Source organism: Streptomyces sp. NPDC052236 (assembly GCF_044548015.1).
Classification (GTDB): domain Bacteria; phylum Actinomycetota; class Actinomycetes; order Streptomycetales; family Streptomycetaceae; genus Streptomyces.
The window spans coordinates 43,383-65,425 of sequence record NZ_JBIUBL010000013.1 but is presented as its reverse complement, the minus strand read 5'-3'; the positions used below and the strand labels follow the sequence as shown (position 1 = coordinate 65,425).

The window sequence follows — 22,043 nt, the reverse complement described above, 5'->3', positions numbered from 1 at the left end:
GCCGAGGGCGGCACCCCCCTGGGAGTAGGGGTGCCGCCCTCGGAACTTCAGGACAGTCGATCAACCAGAGGTCGATCAGAAGTCCATGTCACCGCCCGGCATGCCGCCCGGAGCGGCCGCGCCGGCCTTCTCGGGCTTGTCGGCGATGACGGCCTCGGTGGTGAGGAACAGCGCCGCGATGGACGCCGCGTTCTGCAGAGCAGAGCGCGTCACCTTCGCGGGGTCGATGATGCCTTCGGCGATCATGTCGACGTACTCACCGGTCGCGGCGTTCAGGCCGTGACCGACGGGCAGGTTGCGCACCTTCTCGACGATGACGCCACCCTCGAGACCACCGTTGACGGCGATCTGCTTGAGCGGAGCCTCCAGCGCGAGCTTCACGGCGTTGGCGCCGGTCGCCTCGTCACCTTCGAGGTCCAGCTTCTCGAAGACCGAGGAAGCCTGGAGCAGAGCCACGCCACCACCGGCGACGATGCCCTCCTCGACGGCGGCCTTGGCGTTGCGCACCGCGTCCTCGATGCGGTGCTTGCGCTCCTTCAGCTCGACCTCGGTCGCGGCGCCGGCCTTGATGACGGCCACGCCGCCCGCCAGCTTCGCCAGGCGCTCCTGGAGCTTCTCGCGGTCGTAGTCCGAGTCGGAGTGCTCGATCTCGGCACGGATCTGGTTCACGCGACCGGCAACCTGGTCGCTCTCGCCCGCACCGTCGACGATCGTGGTCTCGTCCTTGGTGATGACAACCTTGCGGGCGCGGCCCAGCAGGTCCAGGCCGGCGTTCTCAAGCTTGAGGCCGACCTCCTCGGAGATGACCGTGCCACCGGTGAGGATGGCGATGTCGTTGAGCATGGCCTTGCGGCGGTCGCCGAAGCCCGGGGCCTTGACGGCGACGGACTTGAAGGTGCCACGAATCTTGTTGACGACCAGGGTCGACAGCGCCTCGCCCTCGACATCCTCCGCGATGATCAGCAGCGGCTTGCCGGACTGCATGACCTTCTCCAGCAGCGGAAGGAGGTCCTTCACATTGCCGATCTTGGAGTTGACGATCAGGATGTACGGGTCGTCGAGCGACGCCTCCATACGCTCCATGTCGGTGGCGAAGTACGCCGAGATGTAGCCCTTGTCGAAGCGCATACCCTCGGTGAGCTCCAGCTCCAGACCGAAGGTCTGGGACTCCTCGACGGTGATGACGCCTTCCTTGCCGACCTTGTCCATCGCCTCGGCGATGAGCTCGCCGATCTGGGTGTCGGCGGCGGAGATGGAGGCGGTCGAAGCGATCTGCTCCTTGGTCTCCACGTCCTTGGCCTGCTCCAGCAGGGCACCGGAGACGGCCTCTACGGCCTTCTCGATTCCGCGCTTGAGAGCCATCGGGTTGGCGCCGGCCGCCACGTTGCGCAGGCCCTCGCGGACGAGTGCCTGGGCAAGGACGGTCGCGGTGGTCGTTCCGTCACCGGCGACGTCATCCGTCTTCTTGGCGACTTCCTTGACCAGCTCGGCGCCGATCTTCTCGAACGGGTCCTCGAGCTCGATCTCCTTGGCGATGGAAACACCATCGTTGGTGATCGTGGGGGCGCCCCACTTCTTCTCGAGGACGACGTTCCGGCCCTTGGGGCCAAGGGTGACCTTGACGGCGTCGGCGAGCTGGTTCATCCCGCGCTCGAGACCGCGCCGTGCCTCCTCATCGAACGCGATGATCTTGGCCATGTGAAGTGGTCCTCCCGGACTGGGGTGGATTCTCCGGACCGTGTTGGCGCCCGCGACGGACGGCCTGCCTACCGCGTGGTTCCTTGCCCCACACGGCCTGCGGGCCTCACCGACCGGTCCCGGTTGTCACTCTCACTGTCAGAGTGCTAACGCAATGATTAGCACTCGACCCCTTCGAGTGCAAGCGGCTTGGGGGGCGTCGGCAGGGGATCCCGGGGGCCCGCGCAGGGGACCGGGACGCACGAGGGGCCCGCATCCCTGGTGGGATGCGGGCCCCTCGGCGTGAGTGCGTCGGTGGCCGATCGCGCCGAGATCAGACGGCGAGTTTGACCATGTCCGCCTGCGGACCCTTCTGGCCCTGCGAGATCTCAAATTCGACTCGCTGACCTTCTTCAAGGGTGCGGTACCCGTCCATCTGGATCGCGCTGTAGTGGACGAAAACATCCGCACCACCGTCGACCGCGATGAAGCCGTACCCCTTCTCCGCGTTGAACCACTTGACGGTGCCCTGAGCCATGCCTAACTCCCCTATTACTGGCCCTTGCGCAGGACCGCACTTCGCGGACCCGGGTCAGATCTCCACCCCCCGCAACAGGAGGGGTGTGCGCCGGAACGCGTCGACCGCGGCTGAATGTATCTGCCCAACTGCCCTCTGCAACAGGTCAGTCGGACGAGAATTCCGGGCACGGCCGAAGGGATGATTCATATGAATTCTGTGAATTCCGGGGCAATTCGGGCCCAACAAATGACACCTAAGCGGCAATTCGCTCGGTCACTTTGGCTGCTTCTTGTCGTGCGGGGGCGCATTCTCATATGCGCTCGCTATCAGCAGCGGAGGGGGCTTCCCCAACTGTACCGCGCTCAACCCTGCGGTTTTGCCCCCTCCGCTTCTCCTTCGGCGCTCAGCCGCCGGCGACCGCGGGAATGATCGAGATGCCCGCGCCGTCCGGAGTCTCCGTCTCCAGACCCTGCTCGAAGCGCACATCGTCGTCATTGACGTACACATTGACGAAGCGGCGCAGCTTGCCCTGATCGTCCAGGACGCGGGCGGCGATGCCCGTGTGGTTCTTCTCCAGGTCCGCGATGACCTCGGAGAGCGTCGCGCCCTCCGCCGGGACCTCGGCCTTGCCGCCCGTGTAGGTACGGAGAATGGTGGGGATTCGGACATTGACGCTCATGGGGTTCTCCTCAAGTCTTCAAGGGGTTCTTCGGCGCGGGAGCGGCTTCAGCCGGCGGCAGCGGCGGCAAGGCCCGCCGCGCGGAACGCGTCCAGGCTCGGCCGGATCGTCGCCGTCGGGCCGGTCGTCGGCGCCACCGCGTCCAGCGTCTTGAGCCCGTCGCCGGTGTTGAGCACGACCGTGGTCAGCGTCGGGTCGAGCACGCCCGCCTCGATCAGCTTCCGCGTCACCCCCACCGTCACGCCACCCGCCGTCTCCGCGAAGATGCCCTCCGTACGCGCCAGCAGCTTGATCGCGTCGACGATCTGCTCGTCGTTGACGTCCTCGACCGCGCCGCCCGTGCGGCGCGCGATGTCCAGCACATACGGGCCGTCCGCCGGGTTGCCGATGGCCAGTGACTTGGCGATGGTGTTCGGCTTCTGCGGACGTACGACGTCGTGCCCGGCCTTGAAGGCCGTGGACACCGGCGAGCAGCCCTCCGCCTGTGCCCCGTAGATCTTGTACGGCTTGTCCTCGACCAGGCCGAGCTTGATCAGCTCCTGCAGCCCCTTGTCGATCTTCGTGAGCTGCGACCCCGAGGCGATCGGGATCACCAGCTGGTCGGGCAGCCGCCAGCCGAGCTGCTCGCAGATCTCGTACGCCAGCGTCTTGGAGCCCTCGCCGTAGTACGGCCGGAGGTTGACGTTGACGAAGCCCCAGCCCTCGCCGAGCGGGTCGCCGATGAGCTCCGAGCAGAAGCGGTTGACGTCGTCGTAGTTGCCCTCGATGCCGACCAGCTCACCGCCGTACACGGCGGCCATGACGACCTTGCCCTGCTCCAGGTCGTGCGGGATGAACACACACGAGCGGAACCCGGCCCGCGCCGCCGCGGCGCCGACCGCGCCCGCGAGGTTGCCGGTGGACGAGCAGGACAGGGTGGTGAAGCCGAAGGCGCGCGCGGCCTCGACGGCGATGGCGACGACGCGGTCCTTGAAGGAGTGCGTCGGGTTGCCGGAGTCGTCCTTGATGTACAGACCGCCGGTGACGCCCAGCTCACGGGCGAGGTTGTCGGCCTTGACGAGCTTGGTGAAGCCGGGGTTGAGGTTCGGCTTGTCGGCCACGTCGGCGGGGACGGGCAGCAGCGGCGCGTACCGCCAGATGTTGTCAGGACCGGCCGCGATCTGCTTCTTCAGCGCTTCGGCGCTTTCAGATGTCACAGTGCCGCTCGGCAGGTTGTACGCGACTTCGAGCGGCCCGAAACACAGGGCGCAGGCGAAGATAGGGCCGAGTTCGAAACGTTCTCCGCATTCGCGGCACGAGAGTGCCGTGGCGGGACCCAGGTTTACGGGGGTGAGGGGGGTGGTGGTGTCCGAAACAGTCTGCACAGCCATGGAGGCGAGGCCCTTTCTCCTCATCTTCCTCGGGACGCGTTTCGCCACGAGACGGAATTGGCACCTTCCCCACCGTGACCTCGCGGTCGGCTGGATGGTTGCCGGGACTTCAACGGGCCGTTCCCTCAGTCCCTCTGGATGAGCGCTATTCGGTTGTCAGCGTGAGGCCCCGGTGTGCAAGGGCCGTCCGCGTTGCTCAAGACTGTAACCGAAGGCCCGGATGGTTGAGATAGTCGTCCGACCCGCGAGACGCATCACAACCCTGGAGTAATGAACGTGCTGGAAGAGGTCGAGCGCTGGCTGAGCAGGCGTTCCTGGTCCGCGTCCGACCGCCCGCTCGACCAGCTGGTCGCGGCCAGGGCCCGGCGCCGTACGACCGTCAGCGTCGTACTCCCCGCGCTGAACGAGGAATCGACGGTCGGCGAGATCGTCACCGTCATCCGGCGCGAGCTGATGGAGGCGGTCCCGCTCGTCGACGAGCTGGTCGTCGTCGACTCGGGCTCCACCGACCGTACGGCCGAGGTGGCGGCGGCGGCCGGGGCACGGGTGGTGCACCGGGACGCGATCCTGCCGCGCATACCCGCCGTGCCCGGCAAGGGCGAGGTGCTGTGGCGCTCGCTGATGGTGACGAGCGGCGACATCGTCTGCTTTGTGGACGCGGACCTGCGGGAGTTCTCGGCGGATTTCGTCTCGGGGGTGGTGGGGCCGCTGCTGACCGAGCCGGAGGTGCAGTTCGTCAAGGCGGTGTACGACCGGCCGCTCGGCGACGCGGCGGGTCAGGGCGGCCGGGTGACCGAGCTGGTGGCGCGTCCGCTGCTGAATCTGCACTGGCCGCAGCTGGCGGGGTTCGTCCAGCCGCTGGGCGGGGAGTACGCGGCGCGGCGCTCGCTGCTGGAGCGGCTGCCGTTCCCGGTGGGTTACGGGGTGGAGCTCGGCCTGCTCGTGGACTCGCTGCACACGGTGGGTCTGGACGCGCTGGCGCAGGTGGACGTGGGCTCGCGCCTCCACCGCCACCAGGACGGGCAGGCGCTGGGGCGAATGGCCGCGGCGATCTACCGTACGGCTCAACTGCGGCTGTCCCGGGGCCACTTGATACGTCCGTCACTGACGCAGTTCGAGCGGGGGGCGGGAGCGAAGGGCGGCTTCGAGCCGCGTACGTACGCGGTGGACACGCAGGAGAGGCCGCCGATGCGCGAGATCGGTGAGTACGCGGCGCGTCGCGCGGCATAAGCGGGGACGGCCGGTCATTTTGTCTACCTTTTTGCTTTATGGGAAGACGACTCATCGCGGCGCCGGCGGTCATGGTGACGGCGGCACACGCCGCAAGCGGGGCCGAGCGCCTGTGGCTGCTCGGCGGGCTGGCGCTGACCCTGACCGCGGCGGGCGTGATCGCCGTCGCCGCCACGCGCGGGCGCCGCTGAGCTGCGATTCAACCGCATTTCGACCGTACGTACGTTTGAGGGTTTGCGGGAAGGGCTAGATTTCGGCACATGGTCTCCGAGCACGGCTCCGCCCAGGTCCTTGTCGCGTCCAACCGCGGCCCGATCACGTACACGCTGAACGAAGACGGCTCACTCGACGCCCGGCGCGGCGGGGGCGGGCTGGTCTCCGGCCTGTCGGCCATCGGCTCCGAGGCGGAGGCGCTGTGGGTGTGCGCCGCGCTGGGCGAGGGCGACCGTGCGGCGGTACGGCAGGGGGTCGGCGAGCCCGGGGTGCAGATGCTGGACATCGACCCGGCCGTCTACTCCGACGCGTACAACGGCATCGCGAACTCGGCGCTGTGGTTCGTCCACCACATGCTGTACCAAACGGCGCTGGAGCCGGTCTTCGACGCGGAGTTCCGCAGGCAGTGGGCGTCGTACGAGGCGTACAACCGGGCTTTCGCGGAAGCCCTGGCCGCGGCGGCGGGCGAGGGCGCGGCGGTGCTGATCCAGGACTACCACCTGGCACTGGCCCCCGGCATACTCCGCGAGCTGCGGCCCGACCTGAAGATCGGCCACTTCTCGCACACGCCGTGGGCGCCCGTCGACTACTTCCGGATGCTGCCGGACGACATCGCGGAGCAGCTGCTGCGGGGGTTGCTGGGGGCGGACCGGGCGTGTTTCCTGACCCACCGGTGGGCGGACGCGTTCCGGGCGTGCTGTACGGAAGTGCTGGGCGCGGAGGCGCTGCCTCTGGCGGGCACCCGGATCGGGGTGCACGGTCTTGGCACGGACGCGGACTTCCTACGGGAGCGGGCGCACCGGCCGGACGTCGCGGAGCGGCTGACGGCGCTCCGCGCGGAGGTCGGCCCTGGCCGCAAGACGATTGTGCGGGTGGACCGCACGGAGCTGTCCAAGAACATCGTGCGGGGCCTGCTGGCGTACCGGCAGCTGCTGGAATCCCGGCCGGAGTGGCGCGAGCGGGTGGTGCATGTCGCGTTCGCGTACCCGTCGCGGCAGGACCTGGCGTTGTACCGCACGTACATGGACGAGGTCCAGCGCGTCGCCTGGGAGATCAACGCGGTTTACGGGACGGCGGGGTGGACGCCGGTCGTGCTCCATCTGAAGGACGACTTCGCGCGGTCGCTGGCGGCGTACCGGCTGGCGGATGTCGCGCTGGTCAACCCGATCCGCGACGGCATGAACCTCGTCGCGAAGGAGATCCCGGTGGTCTCGGACGCGGGGTGCGCGCTGGTGCTGTCGCGGGAGGCGGGGGCGTACGAGGAGCTGGGCGAGGACGCGCTGGTGGTGAACCCGTACGACGTGATGGGGACGGCGGAGGCGCTGCATGAGGCGCTGGTGATGCCGGCGGGGGAGCGGGGGGAGCGGACGAAGCGGTTGGCGGCGGCGGCGATGGCGTTGCCGCCTCAGCGGTGGTTTTTGGAGCAGTTGGAAGCGTTGCGGGGGTAGGGGCGTGCGGTGGGTGCGGGTGCGCCAAGGGGCGGGCTTGTCCCCTACCCGCCCTCCCCCTACGCCTGGCGGCGTGGGAGGTGCCCCCACGCCGCCAGGCGTAGGGGGAGTACCCCCATCCCGAACTGGGGCTGCGCCCCAGACCCCGTACGCCCTTCGGGTGTGTCCTCAATCGCCGGACGGGCTGGATTTCCAGCCTCGCCGGCGATTGAGGCTCGGAGGTTCGGGGGCAGCGCCCCCGACCAGGGCCCGCACGTGTCCGGAACGGTCAGGCCGCCATCGCTGACGCCAGCGACGCGAGCAGGCCCGCCACCGCCCCCGGCCCCCCCGGCAGCAACACATCCGCGCGGGACGCCAGGTCCGGCACCTCCTCGGTGCCGCCGCTGCACACCAACACGCCCGGCACGCCCTCCGAGCGGAGTTTCTCCACCGCTCCGAACGCGGGCAGGTCGCCCAGGTCGTCCCCCGCGTACAGCACGCACTCCGCGCCTACCTCGCGTACGTACTCCGTCAGCGCCACGCCCTTGTCCATGCCCGGCGGGCGCAGCTCCAGGACCATGCGGCCCGGTTCGACGATCAGGCCGTGGCGGGCGGCAAGGGCCGACAGCGGCTCACGCAGGGCGTCGAACGCCGCCTGCGGGTCGGTGGCGCGACGCGTGTGGACCGCCACCGCCTGGCCCTTTTCCTCGATCCAGGTGCCGCGCCAGCTGCCGATGCCGTCCAGGAAGCCGGGGAGTTCGGCGCGGGCCGCCGCCACTCCGGGGTGGGGCGCCGGGGTGCGGACCGTGCCGGTGATCGCGTCCCAGCGTTCCGCGCCGTAGTGGCCGAGGACCACCAGGTGGTCCAGGCCGGGGACGCCGGCGAAGCCGCCGTACCGGACAGCGACCCCGGCCGGGCGCCCGGTGATCACGGCGATCGAGGCCACCTTCGGCGCGAGCGCGGCAAGCGCCGGTACCGCCGCCGGGTTGGCGCGGGCCTGTTCGGGGTCGGGCACGATGTCGGCCAGGGTGCCGTCGAAATCGAGGGCGATCACCGCCCTCGCGGGGCGGGCCACAATCGCGGCCAGGCCCTCGCGCCCCGCAGGGGTGGACGGCGTCGGCAAGGGATGCGCGTACGGTGCTGTGCTGCCCATGGTCCGACCCTATCGGCGACTTCGCCGGGCGTCTCGGACGCGGCGCAGCCGGTTGACCGTGACCGGGTCGTGCGCCAGCGCCCGCTCATCGTCCAGCAGGGCATTGAGGAGCTGGTAGTAGCGGACCGGGGACATCCCGAGCTGTTCCCGGATGGCCCGCTCCTTCGCGCCGGGGCCCGGCCACGAGCCGCTCTCCATGGCCAGTACGGCACGGTCCCGCTCGGAGAGTGTCCGGGGGCGGTCCGCGTTGTCCGTCATACGGGCAACATACCGGGACCGGGCAACCTGTCCGGCCACTCCGCGTTACTCCGCGTTCTCCGCCGCTGTCGCCTGCCTGCCGATCCGCTCCAGCACCACCTTCGGGTCCCCGTCCTCCTCGACCGCCTTGCCGATGTTCCCCTTGATGTTCTCGCTGACCGACGCCCACGACGTCTTGCCGACCGGCGGAAGCACCGACCCGGGAAGCTCTTCCAGGAACTCCTTCAGCTCCTGGCGCTCCGGGTCCACCTCCATCGCCTCGGACGCGGAGATCGTCGCCGGCAGCAGATTGTTCTGGCCCGCGAAGTCGAGGACGTTCTTGTCGTCGAAGACGAAGTCCAGGAACTTGCCGATCTCGGCCCGGTGACCGGTCTCCTTGAAGCCCATGATCCAGTCGGCGACACCCATCGTCGCCTTGGACCGGCCGGCCCGACCCGGCAGCGCCACCTTGCCCACCTCGACGCCCGCCTTCTGAGCGGCCTGCATCAGCGAGGGGTGGCCATTGAGCATGCCCACCTCACCGCGCGTGAACGCGGCGAACGCCTCCTTGCGGTTCAGCTTGGACGGCGAGACCGGGCCGGTGAGCCCCTTCCCGACCAGCTCGTCCCGCAGCCAGTTGAAGGTGGAGACGTTCGAAGGCGAGTCGATCGCGTAGCTGCCGACCGGGTCGGTATAACCCGCACCGCCGCTGAGCAGCCACATCATCGTCTCGGCCTGGGCCTCTTCCGGGCCCAGCGGCAGCGCGAAGGGGTACTTGGCGTCCGTCTTCGACTTCAGCTTCTTCGCGGCGTCCGCCAGCTGCTCCCAGGTTTCCGGAGCCTTCTTGATACCGGCGTCGGCGAAGAGCTCCTTGTTGAAGAAGAGCAGCCGGGTGGAGGCGACGAACGGCAGTCCATACTGGACGCGCTTCCTCTTGCCCGCGGTGACCAGCGGCGCGAGGAAGTTGGACTGCACCGGCACGGAGAGCAGCTCGCCGGCGGTGTAGAGCTTGTCGGCCGCGGCGTAGTCGGCGTACGCGCCGATCTGCGCGATGTCGGGTGCCTTGCCCGCCTTGACCATCTCGGCGACCTTGCGGTCCACGTCGGTCCAGGACTCGATCTGGACGTCGATCTTGATGCCGGGGTTCGTGGACTCGAACTCCCTGGCCAGGCCGGCCCAGTACGTTTTGCTGGACTCGCCGCCCGCCACGTCGTAGTCGGCAGCGACGAGCTTGAGCGTCACTTCGCTTCCGTCCCCGCTGGAGCTGCCACAGCCCGTAAGGGTCAATGCCATACCCAGTGCGGCGACCGCCGCGGTCAGACTCAAGAAGTGCCGCTGCACGCTGTCCCTCACCCTCTGCTGTTGTGATGAGCAGCGAGTTTCCCCCATTTGGGGGCATGAGGTCTACTCCAATGCATCTCACTTCTGCAACATCCACCACATGGGCCGCGGGCATCTGCTAGGCACCACGCGTACGACGCGCTCAACACGTAGATCCATGGGAGGACTTGGCGTATGTCCCGTACCGCGGCAGAGATAGCCACCCAGCCCGCCTGCTGGCGGAGAGCGGCCGATGCCGCCGCCGTTTTCGAGGGAATGCCGGAGCCGGGTGAGCGTGTCGCCGTCATCGGCTGCGGCACGTCGTGGTTCATGGCGATCGCGTACGCCGCGCTGCGGGAGGCGGCCGGACAGGGCGAAACCGACGCGTTCGCGGCATCCGAGTTCCCGGTGGGCCGGTCCTACGACCGGGTCGTCGCGATCACCCGCTCCGGTACGACGACGGAGGTGCTCGACCTGCTCGGCGCGCTGCGCGGCACGGTCCGCACGCTGGCCCTGACCGCCGACCCGACGACGCCCGTGATGCGGGCGGCGGACGCGGTGGCGGTGCTCGACTGGGCGGACGAGGAGTCGGTCGTCCAGACCCGGTTCGCGACGACGGCGCTGGCGTTCCTGCGGGCCGGTCTCGGTCCGGTCGAGGGCGTCAAGCCGGTCGCCGACGCGGCCGTCGACGCGGAGCTCGCGGTCACCGAGCCGTTGCCGGAGGCGGTGGTGGGCGCGGAGCAGTGGACGTTCCTGGGGCGCGGCTGGACGTACGGCCTCGCGCTGGAGGCGGGGCTGAAGATGCGGGAGGCGGCGGGGGCGTGGACGGAGTCGTACCCGGCGATGGAGTACCGCCACGGCCCGATCTCGATCACCGGTCCTGGGCGGGTCGCGTGGGTCTTCGGCGCGCTGCCCGAGGGCCTGTCGGCGGATGTGGCGAGGGTGGGCGGCACGCTGGTGGCGCGCCAGGAGTCGGATCCGCTGGCGGATCTGATCCGGGCGCAGCGGCTGGCGGTGACGCTGGCCGAGGCGAAGGGGTACGACCCGGACCGGCCGAGGAACCTGTCCCGCAGCGTGATTCTGGCGTGATCCTGCCGCGCGTTCAGTCGTGAGCCGCATGGCGGGCGCCTCCGCGCCTTTTTGTATGCGCCCGCAACTATTCATCGCAGTGGACTAGACCTCTCCGTCCGTACACGCCAGACTGTCCGGGTGAGACACGTCATCGCCCTCGATGTGGGCGGCACCGGCATGAAGGCCGCCCTCGTCGGCGTGGACGGCGCGCTGCTGTACGAGACCCGGCGCGCCACCGGGCGCGAGCGCGGGCCCGACGCCGTCGTCGAGTCGATCCTCGGCTTCGCGGGCGAGCTGCGCGCGTACGGCTCCGCACACCTCGGTGAGTCCGCGCTCGCCGCGGGCGTCGCCGTCCCCGGCATCGTGGACGCCGACCGGGGCGTCGCCGTCTACGCCGCCAACCTCGGCTGGCGCGACGTACCCCTGCGCGATCTGCTCACCGAGCGGCTCGGCGGCGTGCCCGTCGCCCTCGGGCACGACGTACGCACCGGCGGGCTCGCCGAAGGCCGGATCGGGGCGGGCAGGGGCGCCGACCGGTTCCTCTTCGTGGCGCTCGGCACCGGGATCGCCGGAGCCATCGGCTTCGCCGGGCGGATCGAGGCGGGCGCCCACGGATACGCGGGCGAGATCGGCCACATCGTCGTACGCCCCGACGGGCCCGACTGCGGCTGCGGACAGCGCGGCTGCCTCGAAACCCTCGCCTCCGCGGCGGCCGTGACCCGCGCCTGGGCCGCCGCTTCCGGCGACCCGGACGCCAACGCCGCCGACTGCGCGAAGGCCGCCGACTCCGGTGACGAACGGGCCGTACGGGTATGGCACGACGCCGTCGACGCGCTCGCCGCCGGGCTCGTCACCGCGCTCACCCTGCTGGATCCGCGCACCCTGATCATCGGTGGCGGTCTCGCCGAAGCCGGGGAAACGTTGTTCACACCACTGCGGGCCACGGTCAAGGAGCGCGTCACGTTCCAGAAGGTGCCCGCCATCGTCCCCGCCGCCCTCGGGGACACGGCAGGTTGCCTGGGCGCGGGACTGCTCGCCTGGGATCTGCTCGCCACCGACTCGGAGGTAACCACCTAATGGCCCTAATGGCCGCACGCGCCGACGACACCATCCTGACCGGCGCCCGGGTGGTGCTGCCGACCGGGACCGTCGAGAACGGCCGGATCGTGGTCAGGGGAACGAAGCTCGCCGCCGACGCGCCGGCCGGGGCACCCTCGCGTGATCTGTCCGGGCACTGGGTCGTGCCCGGCTTCGTGGACATCCACAACCACGGCGGCGGCGGCGCCTCCTTCACCTCCGGGACCGTGGACGACGTACTCAAGGGCGTACGGACCCATCGCGAGCACGGCACGACGACCCTCGTCGCCTCCACCGTCACCGGCGAGATGGACTTCCTCGCCCAGCGCGCCGGTCTGCTGTCCGAACTGGTCGAACAGGGCGATCTGGCGGGCATCCACTTCGAGGGGCCGTTCATCTCGCCCTGCCGCAAGGGCGCGCACAGCGAGGCGCTGCTGCGCCACCCCGACCCGTCGGAGGTCAGGAAACTGATCGACGCGGCCCGCGGTACGGCACGGATGGTGACCCTGGCCACCGAACTGCCCGGCGGCATCGACTCCGTACGCCTGCTCGCCGAGCACGGAGTGATCGCCGCCGTCGGGCACACGGACGCGACGTACGAGCAGACCGTCGAGGCCATCGAGGCTGGCGCGACCGTGGCGACGCACCTGTTCAACGCGATGCCCGCGCTCGGCCACCGCGCGCCGGGACCCATCGCCGCGCTGCTGGAGGACGAGCGGGTCACGGTCGAGCTGATCAACGACGGTACGCATCTGCACCCCGCGGCCCTGGAGCTCGCCTTCCACCGCGCGGGCGCGGGCCGGGTCGCCTTCATCACGGACGCGATGGACGCGGCGGGCTTCGGCGACGGCCAGTACCAGCTCGGGCCGCTCGCGGTCGAGGTCAAGGAAGGTGTCGCCCGGCTGGTGGAGGGCGGTTCGATCGCCGGGTCCACGCTCACGCTGGACACCGCGTTCCGGCGCGCGGTCACGATCGACCGGCTGCCGGTGGAGGACGTCGTACGAGCCATCTCGGCCAATCCGGCGAAGCTGCTGGGCGCGTACGACAAGGTGGGGTCGCTGGAGCCGGGGAAGGACGCCGACCTGGTTGTTCTGGACGCGGAGTTCGCGCTCAAGGGTGTGATGCGCAAGGGCGTGTGGGTGGTCGAGCCGTAGGGCCGCCGTCCGGCGGGTTTGGCACGATCAGAGCACGGCAAACGAGCGTCCTCCGGGGGTTTCGCGGGTGATCCTGACAGTCACGCTCAACACCGCCCTCGACCTCACGTACCGCGTCCCCGCCCTGGTCCCACACCGCAGCCACCGCGTCAGTGAGGTCCGCGAACGCCCCGGCGGCAAGGGCATCAACGTCGCGCGCGTGCTGAGCTCGCTCGGCCACGAGAGCGTCGTCACCGGCTTCGCGGGCGGCCCCACCGGAGCCGTGCTGCGCGAGCTGCTCGCCCCGCTCGGGCCACGCGACGCGCTCGTCCCGATCGCCGGGACGACCCGCCGTACGCTCGCGGTCGTGGACGACGCGAGCGGCGACACGACCCAGCTGAACGAGCCCGGCCCCACCGTCACGCCCGAGGAGTGGGCCGCCTTCCTCGGCACGTACGGCTCCCTCCTGCGGGAGGGAGCCGAAGCCGTCGCCCTGTGCGGAAGCCTGCCGCCCGGCGTCCAGGTGGGCGGGTACGCGGAACTGGTCCGCCGGGCCAGGGCCGCGGCCGTCCCCGTGCTCCTCGACACCAGCGGCGAGCCCCTGCGCCGCGCCATCGCCGCCCGCCCCGACCTGGTCAAGCCCAACGCCGAGGAACTGGCCCAGCTCACCGGCTCCCGCGAACCCGTGCGCGCCGCCCACGACGCGCGCCGCCGCGGGGCGCACGCCGTGGTGGCCTCGCTCGGCCCTGAAGGGCTGCTGGCCGTCACGGCGGAGGGCGTCTGGCAGGCGGTCCCGCCGGAGCCCGTGCGGGGCAACCCGACGGGCGCGGGCGACTCGGCGGTGGCCGGGCTGCTCTCGGGGCTGGTGGAGCGGCTTCCGTGGCCGCGGCGGCTGGCGCGCGCGGTGGCGCTGTCGGCGGCGACCGTGGCGGCGCCGGCGGCGGGCGAGTACGACAGGGGGTTGTACGAGGAGTTGCTGCCGCGCATCGCGGTGACCGAGCGACCGGCGGCGGCGTAAGAAGCCGGCGCACCAACCACACCAGGGGGCCCCATGCCACTCGTCACCACTGGCGAACTCGTCTCGGCCGCGGCAGCCGACGGGCGCGGTGTCGCCGCGTTCAACGTCATCACCCTGGAGCACGCGGAGGCGATCGCCGCCGGGGCCGAGCGGGCGGGCGTGCCCGCGATCCTCCAGATATCGGAGAACGCCGTGAAGTTCCACGGCGGAAACCTCTCCGCGATCGCCGCCGCCACCACCGCCGTCGCCCGCGCGTCCACCGCCCCGCTCGCGCTCCACCTCGACCATGTCGTCTCCGTGGACCTGCTGCGGGCGGCGGCCGACGAAGGCTTCGGCTCGGTGATGTTCGACGCCTCGAAGCTGCCGTACGACGAGAACGTCAAGGTCACGGCGGACGCGGTGCGCTGGGGCCACGAGCGCGGCATCTGGGTCGAGGCGGAGCTCGGCAAGGTGGGCGGCAAGGACGGCGAGCCGCCGCTCGACGCCCACACCCCGGGCGTTCGTACGGACCCGGCCGAGGCCACGGCCTACGTCGCCGCCACGGGCGTGGACGCGCTGGCCGTCGCGGTCGGCTCGTCCCACGCGATGACCCGGCGCACGGCGACCCTGGACCACGCCCTGATCGGCCGCCTGCGGGACGCGGTGCCCGTGCCGCTGGTCCTGCACGGCTCGTCGGGCGTCCCGGACGACGAGCTCCGGCGGGCGATCGCGGCCGGCATGGTCAAAATCAACGTCGGTACGGCCCTGAACACAGCGTTCACGGGCGCGGTGCGGGCCTTCCTGGAGGCCAACCCGACGACGGTCGACCCCCGGAAATACCTCGTCCCGGCACGTGTGGCGATGACCGGGACGGTGGCGGGTTTCCTGAGCATTCTCATGGCGACGTAAACAGCTGCATCAACACCCATGACCGTGCACGCTCAACATTCGCACACTCATTCAACGAAAGGTGAATTACGTGAAGAAAAAGATCGCCGCGTTAAGTACGACCATGTGCTCACTGGCCCTCGCGATATCGATATCGAGCCCCGCACAGGCCGTGGAACCGGAGTATAGAGATTGCGAGACCACCGGCGCCCAGGGAGACGTGGTCATAAAGAACTGGCATGGTCCGGGCACCACGGTCACCATCACTATTAGCGTTGCAGACCTTGCAGCAGACAATCGCCAAGTGAGAGTTCGCTTCATTTCCAAGAATACGCATGGCAGTATCAAGTACTGGCCCTGGCGGGCAAACAATGACGGATCTGGCACCAGGAAGACATGGACAACAACCGCTTCGGATAGTGCCGGAATTTTCGATGGCGGAGTACAAGTGGGACGCTTCTCAGGCAGCACCATGGTGAATAATTGCGCAGCCTGGACGTAGGCTGATCCGCGAGAAAAAATTCGCACCAGCATCAGCTGCGACTACACCTAATGAGGGATAGTCGCAGCTGATGATTCACGACGTACGACGTTCCTTGCGTACCGCGAGACCAAGCCTAGGCGCGAGGAGCGTCGGTGTATCCGAAGCGGATTCTCATCAGCCCTTGTGGCCCTGCTCCAGCCTGACCTGGTCGAGGTACGCCTCGCACTGATTGCCCGGCTCGCAGGAGATCTTCAGGTCGTTCTTGCCCTTGTCGAGGTTGACGTAGGCGTAGGTGCGCGTCCAGCCCTTCTCCCAGTCGCCCTCCGCGGCCTTCGAGAAGTTGGACATATTGATTTCCCGGGGCTTACCGCCATTGATCGTGAGCGAGGTCTTGGCGTCCTTGCCCGGCACGCCGTACGTGATGAACATCGTGTACTCGCCGGCGGCGGGCACGTTCACCGACCAGCTGGCGGATCCGCCGACGCCGTTGAACATCACGTACGCGCCGCCCGCGCCCTTTGCGCCTGTTACGTCCTTGCCGAGCCGCGCCGGCCCGCCCAGCCGCAGCGTCGCGGCGTCCTGCTGCGGCAGCCCCTCCGACGGCTCCTCGGACGTGGACGGCGTCTCGCTCGGCTTCACCGACGCGCCCGCGGTCGGCGTGCCGGTCGCGCCGCCCGCCGTGCCGTCCGTCTTGTCGTCGTCGCCGACGTTCGACAGCAGCGCCGCCGTGATGCCGATCACGACCACCGCGACCACCGCTATCGCGCCGATCAGCAGGCCCTTGGTGTTGGGGCCACGCCCTCCGCCGCCACCGCCGTGCTGGGGGGGGACCTGGCGGTTGGGCGGGCCGCCGGGGTACGTCTCGGGAGCCGCGTACTGCGCGGGCGGCTGGCCCGGGTAACCCTGCTGAGCCTGCTGCTGCGGGACCTGCTGGCCGTACTGGCGCTCGCCGACAGTCCGTACCTGGTTGTACGAGGTTCTGGGGACCCCCGGCTGCGAAGCGGGACCCGGGTAGCCGTAACCGCGGCCCTGACCGGGCGGTGTGGCACCCGCTGCCATCCCGTCCTCGTACAGGTAGCCGAACGGGTCGTCGTCCTCAGGCGTGCTCGCGCCGTTGTTCGCGGCCGTCATCCCTGGTCACTCCTCACCATGTCGTCAGCACATCGCCGACGTGGGCGAGCCTACCGCGCTTCGGGGCGCCCAAAAGGTTGGCGTTTGCCTCAGCCTCCGGCTCAGCCCGCCCGCCGGTGCACCTTCGCCCGAGATCGTTTCTCGATATACATCCGCTGGTCCGCGGATTGCAGGACTTCCTCCACGGTCATCCCGCAGCTCGCCCATCCGATGCCGAAGCTGGCCCCGACGCGGACCCCTCGACCGTCGACCCGGATCGGCAGGATGATCGCGTTCCGCAGGCGTACGGCCAGGTCAGCGGCGTCGGCCGCGCCGAGGCCGTCGGCCAGGACGACGAACTCGTCACCGCCGAGCCGGGCGACGGTGTCGTTGTCGCGCACGCCGGTGGTGAGCCGCCGCGCGACCTCGACCAGTACGGCGTCGCCCGTCTGGTGCCCGTACCGGTCGTTGATCGACTTGAAGCCGTCCAGGTCGCAGAAGAGAACCGCGAGTCCCTTCGTACCGTCGTCCACGTCGTCGGCGGGCGCGACCATGTGCACATGGTGGTCGAACGGCAGACCGGCGGCCCCGAGCTCGGGGCTGTCGTCGCGGCGGCGGTAGTTGCGCTCGCCGTCGTTCTCGTACGCGGCGTCCAGCGCTTCGACGGCCGTCTCGCGCCTCGCCAACGGCCGCGGGCACAGCCGGGAGCTGAGCCGGGCGCGCAGCTCGGCGCTGTTGGGCAGCCCGGTGAGCGCGTCATGGCTGGCCCGGTGCGCGAGCTGGAGCTCGTGGCGCTTGCGATCCTCGATGTCCTCGACGTGCGTGAGCAGGAAACGCGGCCCGTCGGCGGTGTCCGCGACGACGGAGTTGCGCAGCGAGACCCAGACGTACGTCCCGTCCCGGCGGCCCAGACGCAGCTCGGCGCGACCGCCCTCGGCGGATGTGCGCAGCAGGGTGCCGACGTCCTCGGGGTGGACGAGGTCGGCGAAGGCGAAGCGCCGTAGCGCGGAGGCGGGGCGGGAGAGCAGGCGGCACAGGGCGTCGTTCGTGCGCAGCAGTCTGCCGTGCTGGTCGCCGCCCATCTCGGCGATGGCCATGCCGCTGGGCGCGTACTCGAAGGCCTGCCGGAAGGACTCCTCGCTGGCGCGCAGGGCCTGCTGCTCGCGCTCCAGCCGGACCAGGGCGCGCTGCATGTTCGCCCGCAGCCGGGCGTTGCTGATCGCGATCGCGGACTGGGAGGCGTACATCTGGAGTGCTTCCTGGCCCCAGCTTCCCGGCCTGCGGCCGTTGCGCGGCCGGTCGACGGAGATGACGCCGAGCAGCTCACGGCGGCGTTCGCGGTCGCCGCCGCCGCGGACGGTGGACGCGTACATGGGGGCGTAGAGGCGGTCCTGCGGATGCCACTCGTCCTCGAAACGGGGGTCGGGGCCCTCCGTGTGCCACTGCGGGACGTCGTCCTCTATGAGGACCCAGCCCTCGGTGTGCGGGATGAAGCGGAGCTCGCCCCAGGCCTCGCCCATGGTGAGCCGCTTCTCCCAGGAGGAGCGGGAGCCCACCCGCCCGGTGATCAGGGCTTCCGCGGCGGCGCTGCCCGCGAACGCCGCGACGACGAGGTCACCGTCGGGCCGTACGAGATTGACGCAGGCGAGCTCGTAGCTGAGTCCCGAGACGATGCCGTCGGCGACGGTCTGCAGGGTGTCGGCCAGGCTGCGGGCGGTGTTGAGCTCCGCGACGGCCTGGTGCAGCTGCCGCAGGGTCGCAAGACGGACGTACGGCTCCGACTCGGTCTCCGCCATTGCTCACTCCCCCCGAGACCTCGACAGCAACAACTCCAGGGTCTTGGCGCACTGTCCCGCTACGACGGCCACTGAATCACAGCGAGCTGTGCGGTCGGTACACAGGGTCAACAAATAATGCGCTCTGTGACTCAAGTCACATCTGGTGGTGAAGAGTTACGAAGAGTCGCGAAATCCGGTACGAGCGCCCCTGGCGTACGACTGGCCCGTTGGCGAGCGTACTGGGTACTGGTCCTAGGACCTGCCTGGTCCCCTGGCCCGATGCGAGTCGCGGGCGCCGGGATTAGCGTTCCTCGCGTGTTGCAAACGCCTCAAACTTCCGCCCTTGTCGCGATAGCCCATGCTGAGGGGGTGAGTGACGAGGAATTCCGCGCTGCCATGTCCCGGCTGGCCGCGGGCGTGGTGCTGGTGACCGCGCACGACGCCGACGCGGGCCCGCGCGGCGGCGAGGACGCGGGCATGACCGCGACCGCCTTCATGTCGGTGTCGCTGGACCCGCCTCTGGTGGTGGTGAGCCTGCGCAACGGCTCACGCATGGACGACCTGCTGGATGAGCAGCCGCTGTGGGGTGTCTCGGTGCTCTCGGAGAGCCAGCGGCACATCGCGGGGCGGTTCGCGATGAAGGGGCGGCTCAGCGACCGGCTGCTGTTCGAGGACATTCCGTACGCCAGGGGTGAGGTGTCCGGGGCGCTGCTGGTCAGGGGCGCGCTGGCGACGCTGGAGTGCCGTACGGAGCAGCGGATCGAGGCGGGTGACCACACGCTGGTGATCGGGCGGGTCCTGGCGGCCGGCGTGGGGAGCGCGGACGGCGGCCCGCTGACGTACTTCCGGGGCCGGTACCGCCAGTTGGGCTGAGGGCCTGGGCCTGCCGAGGGGCCGACTACCAGTCGCGGCCGGTGCGGCCGCGCTTGGTCTCGGCGCGCTGCTTCTTCTCCCGCAGCCGCCGCTCATTGATGCCGCGCGGGATCTTGGTGGCCCGCCGCGGCCGTGGCGGCGGCGCGGTCGCCTCGGCGATGAGGGCGGCGAGGCGGACCAGGGCCGTCTCGCGGTTGCGCCACTGGGAACGGTGTTCCGACGCGCGTACGGAGATCACCCCGTCGATCAGCTTGCCCGCCAGCCGCTCCAGCGCACGGTCCTTCCAGACCTCCGGCAGCGCCTCGGTCCTGGCGACGTCGAAGCGGAGCTCCACCTGCGAGTCGCTGGTGTTGACATGCTGGCCGCCGGGTCCCGACGAACGTGAGAACCGCCACATGAGCTCGGACTCCGGCAAGGAGACCGAGCCGCGGATGATGTGCTTACCCGGGGTGCGACCCCCGGACCCCCGATGGGGTTGGGTCCCGGACATGCCCCCATGGTCGCGTGCGCACGCTGTTCGCGTCACCCGCTTTTCCCGGATGGAGCCGGGTAAAGAAAGTAAAGACGCGCGGAACCTGGCGGTCCCCCGCTCGCGTTAGTACGGGTGACGGTAGCTTCGGGAGCGCTCGAAGCCCGCACACTCGATCTTGAAGGGGACTTCCCATGGCAGTAAGCCTGTCCAAGGGCGGCAACGTCTCGCTCACCAAGGAGGCCCCGGGCCTCACCGCCGTCACGGTCGGCCTCGGCTGGGACGTCCGCACCACCACCGGCACCGACTTCGACCTCGACGCGTCCGCCATCGGCGTGAACCCCGGCGGCAAGGTGGCGTCCGACGCCCACTTCGTCTTCTTCAACAACAAGGCCACGCCGGACCAGACCATCGTCCACACCGGTGACAACCGCACCGGCGAGGGCGGCGGCGACGACGAGCAGATCAACGTCAACCTGGCGGGTCTGCCGGCCGACGTGGACAAGATCGTCTTCCCGGTCTCGATCTACGACGCGGTGAACCGCAGCCAGAACTTCGGGCAGGTGCGCAACGCGTACATCCGCATCCTCAACCAGGCGGGCGGCGCCGAGCTCGCGCGCTACGACCTGAGCGAGGACGCCGCCACCGAGACCGCAATGGTCTTCGGCGAGCTCTACCGCAATGGCGCGGAGTGGAAGTTCCGCGCCGTCGGCCAGGGGTACGCCTCGGGTCTTGAGGGCATCGCCCGCGACTTCGGCGTCAACCTCTGACGTACGTCGTAGGCGGGTAACCGATCCAGAGAGGAGCCTCCGGCCGCGCGCCGGGGGCTCCTCTCCGGTCTCAAGGCCCGGTCTCACGGCGTTGCGGGCTTGGCCTTGCCGTACAGCCAGGTCTTCCACAGCTCGTCGAGGTCCTTGCCGGATTTCTTCTCCACGTAGGCCGTGAAGTCCGCGGTGGAGGCGTTGGCGTGGCGGTAGGTCGTCGCCCACCCCTCCACGATGTCGTAGAAGAGGTCCTCGCCGACCTCCTGCCGGATTTTGTGCAGGACCATCGCGCCGCGCTGGTACACGGGAGAGTCGGAGATCTGCGCCGCGGAGGGCGGATCGGCGGGCGCGAAGTCCCAGACGCCGCTCTCCTCCTCGTCGGCGAAGGCCGCGTCGAAGCTCTCCTGGGCCGGGGTGTCCTCATAGTCCTCGGCCCAGATCCACTCCGCGTAGGTGGCGAAGCCCTCGTTGAGCCACATGTCCTTCCAGGACTCCGGGGTCACGGAATTGCCGTACCACTGGTGCGCGATCTCATGGACGAGCGTCGTGACGTCGAGCTGGTCCAGGGGGAAGACGGGCCGGGTCTGGGTCTCCAGGGCGTAGCCGACCTCATCCTCCGGCACGACGATCGCGCCGACGGAGGAGAAGGGGTACGGGCCGAAGTTGTCCACCGCCCACTCCATGATCTCGGGGAGCTCAGCGAGCACCTCGGCGCTGTCGGCGGCCACGGACGGATCGACGGCGGTGAGGACGGGGATGTCCGAGGGGGTACGGGACGGCTTCAGGTCGTACGCGCCGATGGCGAGCGTGGCGAGGTACGTCGCCATCGGCTCCTTCGACTTCCAGCTGAAGGTGGTGCGCGCGCCCGCCGTGCGTTGGCTCCGCAACTCTCCGTTGGAGATGGCCTGCAACCGCTTCGGCACGGTGACGGCGATGTCGTACGTGGCTTTGTCGCTGGGGTGGTTGTTGCCGGGGAACCAGGCCATGGACCCGGCGGGCTCGCCGACCGCGAGCGTGTCGTCCCCGGTTCTGGATTTCAGCCAGCCTTCCTCCGCATCGTCCGCGTCGGTGATCTTCTGCGGTTCGCCGGAGTAGCGCACAACGGTGCGGAAGGTCTTGCCCTTGCCGAGGTCATGGCGCGGTCGCAGCCTCAGCTCGTCGCCGGAGTGGTCGGCGGTGGCCTTCTCGCCGTCGACGGTGGCGCTGTCGACCGTCATCGCGTGCAGGTCGAGGTTGAAGGCGCTCAGATCCTGGGTGGCGCGGGCGGTGATCTCGGCGGTTCCCTTGAGACGGCGCGTCTTGGGGTCGTAGTCGAGGGTGAGGGCGTAGTGCTGGACGTCGTATCCGCCGTTGCCGAGTCCCGCGAAGTACGGATCACTCACGCCGGTCGCGCCCGGAGTGCCGTGCACGTCCTGGCCTTGCGGGTCCTGGCTGTCGTCCGTACAGCCGGTGAGGCCCCCGAGAAGCAGCAGGGCGAGGGCGGGCACTGCGGCACGTATGAGCGAGCGCTGATCCACGCGCTTGATCTTATGCAGGGCCGGTGTTCACGGGGCCAGGGTTCGGCGGCGGGTCG

General features: G+C 69.8%; 22 protein-coding genes and 1 riboswitch. Of the genes, 11 read left to right on the top strand and 11 right to left on the bottom strand.

The window, feature by feature from the left end; all coding sequences use genetic code 11:
- Positions 1-75: 75 nt before the first annotated feature.
- The 4 genes from groL to thrC all read right to left on the bottom strand — a co-directional run bounded on the left by groL (position 76) and on the right by thrC (position 4,246).
- Positions 76-1,698, bottom strand: coding sequence for a chaperonin GroEL (groL, locus tag ACIHCQ_RS21985; protein ID WP_399664690.1), 1,623 nt, complete (start codon positions 1,696-1,698; stop codon positions 76-78).
- A 313-nt stretch (positions 1,699-2,011) separates the two neighbouring features.
- Positions 2,012-2,215 (bottom strand): cold-shock protein, encoded by a 204-nt coding sequence (locus tag ACIHCQ_RS21980; RefSeq protein ID WP_005315736.1) that lies wholly within the window; start codon positions 2,213-2,215, stop codon positions 2,012-2,014.
- Positions 2,216-2,600: 385 nt separating this feature from the next.
- Positions 2,601-2,876 (bottom strand): MoaD/ThiS family protein, encoded by a 276-nt coding sequence (locus tag ACIHCQ_RS21975; RefSeq protein WP_399664687.1) that lies wholly within the window; start codon positions 2,874-2,876, stop codon positions 2,601-2,603.
- Positions 2,877-2,923: 47 nt separating this feature from the next.
- Positions 2,924-4,246, bottom strand: coding sequence for a threonine synthase (thrC, locus tag ACIHCQ_RS21970; RefSeq protein ID WP_399664684.1), 1,323 nt, complete (start codon positions 4,244-4,246; stop codon positions 2,924-2,926).
- A gap of 17 nt (positions 4,247-4,263) precedes the next feature.
- Positions 4,264-4,391, bottom strand: a riboswitch (SAM riboswitch).
- Positions 4,392-4,522: 131 nt separating this feature from the next.
- Between thrC and ACIHCQ_RS21965 the strand changes: the two genes are divergently transcribed.
- From ACIHCQ_RS21965 to ACIHCQ_RS21955, 3 genes are all read left to right on the top strand, one after another.
- Positions 4,523-5,476: a glucosyl-3-phosphoglycerate synthase gene (locus ACIHCQ_RS21965; protein ID WP_399665189.1), complete on the top strand. Its 954-nt coding sequence runs from the start codon at positions 4,523-4,525 to the stop codon at positions 5,474-5,476.
- A 38-nt stretch (positions 5,477-5,514) separates the two neighbouring features.
- The gene (locus tag ACIHCQ_RS21960; RefSeq protein WP_399664681.1) at positions 5,515-5,667 is read left to right on the top strand and encodes a hypothetical protein; all 153 of its coding nucleotides are present in this window, start codon (positions 5,515-5,517) and stop codon (positions 5,665-5,667) included.
- Between the two features lie 69 nt (positions 5,668-5,736).
- Positions 5,737-7,137: a trehalose-6-phosphate synthase gene (locus ACIHCQ_RS21955; RefSeq protein ID WP_399664678.1), complete on the top strand. Its 1,401-nt coding sequence runs from the start codon at positions 5,737-5,739 to the stop codon at positions 7,135-7,137.
- Between the two features lie 268 nt (positions 7,138-7,405).
- On the opposite strand, the gene otsB is transcribed toward ACIHCQ_RS21955, so the two are convergent.
- The 3 genes from otsB to ACIHCQ_RS21940 are packed head-to-tail and all read right to left on the bottom strand — an operon-like array spanning position 7,406 to position 9,799.
- Positions 7,406-8,269 (bottom strand): trehalose-phosphatase, encoded by an 864-nt coding sequence (gene otsB / locus ACIHCQ_RS21950; RefSeq protein WP_399664674.1) that lies wholly within the window; start codon positions 8,267-8,269, stop codon positions 7,406-7,408.
- 9 nt (positions 8,270-8,278) lie between these two features.
- Positions 8,279-8,527 carry a DUF3263 domain-containing protein gene (locus ACIHCQ_RS21945; RefSeq protein ID WP_399664671.1) on the bottom strand — a complete coding sequence of 83 codons (249 nt, stop codon included), beginning with the start codon at positions 8,525-8,527 and terminating at the stop codon, positions 8,279-8,281.
- Positions 8,528-8,572: 45 nt separating this feature from the next.
- Complete coding sequence (locus tag ACIHCQ_RS21940) at positions 8,573-9,799, bottom strand: extracellular solute-binding protein (RefSeq protein WP_399665186.1); 1,227 nt, start codon at positions 9,797-9,799, stop codon at positions 8,573-8,575.
- A 222-nt stretch (positions 9,800-10,021) separates the two neighbouring features.
- Here ACIHCQ_RS21940 and ACIHCQ_RS21935 point away from each other — a divergent pair, with 222 nt between their 5' ends.
- The 6 genes from ACIHCQ_RS21935 (at position 10,022) to ACIHCQ_RS21910 (ending at position 15,494) form a co-directional block, all read left to right on the top strand.
- Complete coding sequence (locus ACIHCQ_RS21935) at positions 10,022-10,915, top strand: SIS domain-containing protein (protein WP_399664668.1); 894 nt, start codon at positions 10,022-10,024, stop codon at positions 10,913-10,915.
- A 159-nt stretch (positions 10,916-11,074) separates the two neighbouring features.
- Positions 11,075-11,974 carry an ROK family protein gene (locus ACIHCQ_RS21930; protein WP_399665183.1) on the top strand — a complete coding sequence of 300 codons (900 nt, stop codon included), beginning with the start codon at positions 11,075-11,077 and terminating at the stop codon, positions 11,972-11,974.
- Between the two features lie 8 nt (positions 11,975-11,982).
- Positions 11,983-13,128, top strand: a complete 1,146-nt coding sequence (gene nagA / locus ACIHCQ_RS21925) for an N-acetylglucosamine-6-phosphate deacetylase (protein ID WP_399664665.1) — start codon at positions 11,983-11,985, stop codon at positions 13,126-13,128.
- 67 nt (positions 13,129-13,195) lie between these two features.
- Positions 13,196-14,125 (top strand): 1-phosphofructokinase family hexose kinase, encoded by a 930-nt coding sequence (locus tag ACIHCQ_RS21920; RefSeq protein WP_399664662.1) that lies wholly within the window; start codon positions 13,196-13,198, stop codon positions 14,123-14,125.
- 33 nt (positions 14,126-14,158) lie between these two features.
- On the top strand, positions 14,159-15,013 hold the full coding sequence (locus tag ACIHCQ_RS21915) for a ketose-bisphosphate aldolase (protein WP_399664660.1): 855 nt from the start codon (positions 14,159-14,161) through the stop codon (positions 15,011-15,013).
- A 70-nt stretch (positions 15,014-15,083) separates the two neighbouring features.
- Complete coding sequence (locus ACIHCQ_RS21910; RefSeq protein ID WP_399664658.1) at positions 15,084-15,494, top strand: hypothetical protein; 411 nt, start codon at positions 15,084-15,086, stop codon at positions 15,492-15,494.
- Between the two features lie 156 nt (positions 15,495-15,650).
- Here ACIHCQ_RS21910 and ACIHCQ_RS21905 read toward each other — a convergent pair whose 3' ends face one another.
- Together ACIHCQ_RS21905 and cdgB are read right to left on the bottom strand one after the other, a co-directional pair.
- A complete protein-coding gene (locus ACIHCQ_RS21905) occupies positions 15,651-16,607 on the bottom strand; it encodes a carbohydrate-binding protein (protein WP_399664655.1) in 957 nt (318 codons plus the stop codon).
- Between the two features lie 101 nt (positions 16,608-16,708).
- Complete coding sequence (cdgB, locus tag ACIHCQ_RS21900; protein WP_399664652.1) at positions 16,709-18,382, bottom strand: diguanylate cyclase CdgB; 1,674 nt, start codon at positions 18,380-18,382, stop codon at positions 16,709-16,711.
- A gap of 261 nt (positions 18,383-18,643) precedes the next feature.
- Between cdgB and ACIHCQ_RS21895 the strand changes: the two genes are divergently transcribed.
- Positions 18,644-19,237: a flavin reductase family protein gene (locus tag ACIHCQ_RS21895; protein ID WP_399664649.1), complete on the top strand. Its 594-nt coding sequence runs from the start codon at positions 18,644-18,646 to the stop codon at positions 19,235-19,237.
- 25 nt (positions 19,238-19,262) lie between these two features.
- On the opposite strand, the gene arfB is transcribed toward ACIHCQ_RS21895, so the two are convergent.
- Complete coding sequence (arfB, locus tag ACIHCQ_RS21890; RefSeq protein WP_399664646.1) at positions 19,263-19,727, bottom strand: alternative ribosome rescue aminoacyl-tRNA hydrolase ArfB; 465 nt, start codon at positions 19,725-19,727, stop codon at positions 19,263-19,265.
- A gap of 173 nt (positions 19,728-19,900) precedes the next feature.
- On the opposite strand from arfB, the gene ACIHCQ_RS21885 reads away from it, so the two are divergent.
- Positions 19,901-20,476 carry a TerD family protein gene (locus ACIHCQ_RS21885; protein WP_399664643.1) on the top strand — a complete coding sequence of 192 codons (576 nt, stop codon included), beginning with the start codon at positions 19,901-19,903 and terminating at the stop codon, positions 20,474-20,476.
- 83 nt (positions 20,477-20,559) lie between these two features.
- Here the strand turns inward: ACIHCQ_RS21885 and ACIHCQ_RS21880 are convergent, their stop codons facing one another.
- Positions 20,560-21,987, bottom strand: a complete 1,428-nt coding sequence (locus ACIHCQ_RS21880; RefSeq protein WP_399664640.1) for a M1 family metallopeptidase — start codon at positions 21,985-21,987, stop codon at positions 20,560-20,562.
- Between the last annotated feature and the right edge of the window lie 56 nt (positions 21,988-22,043).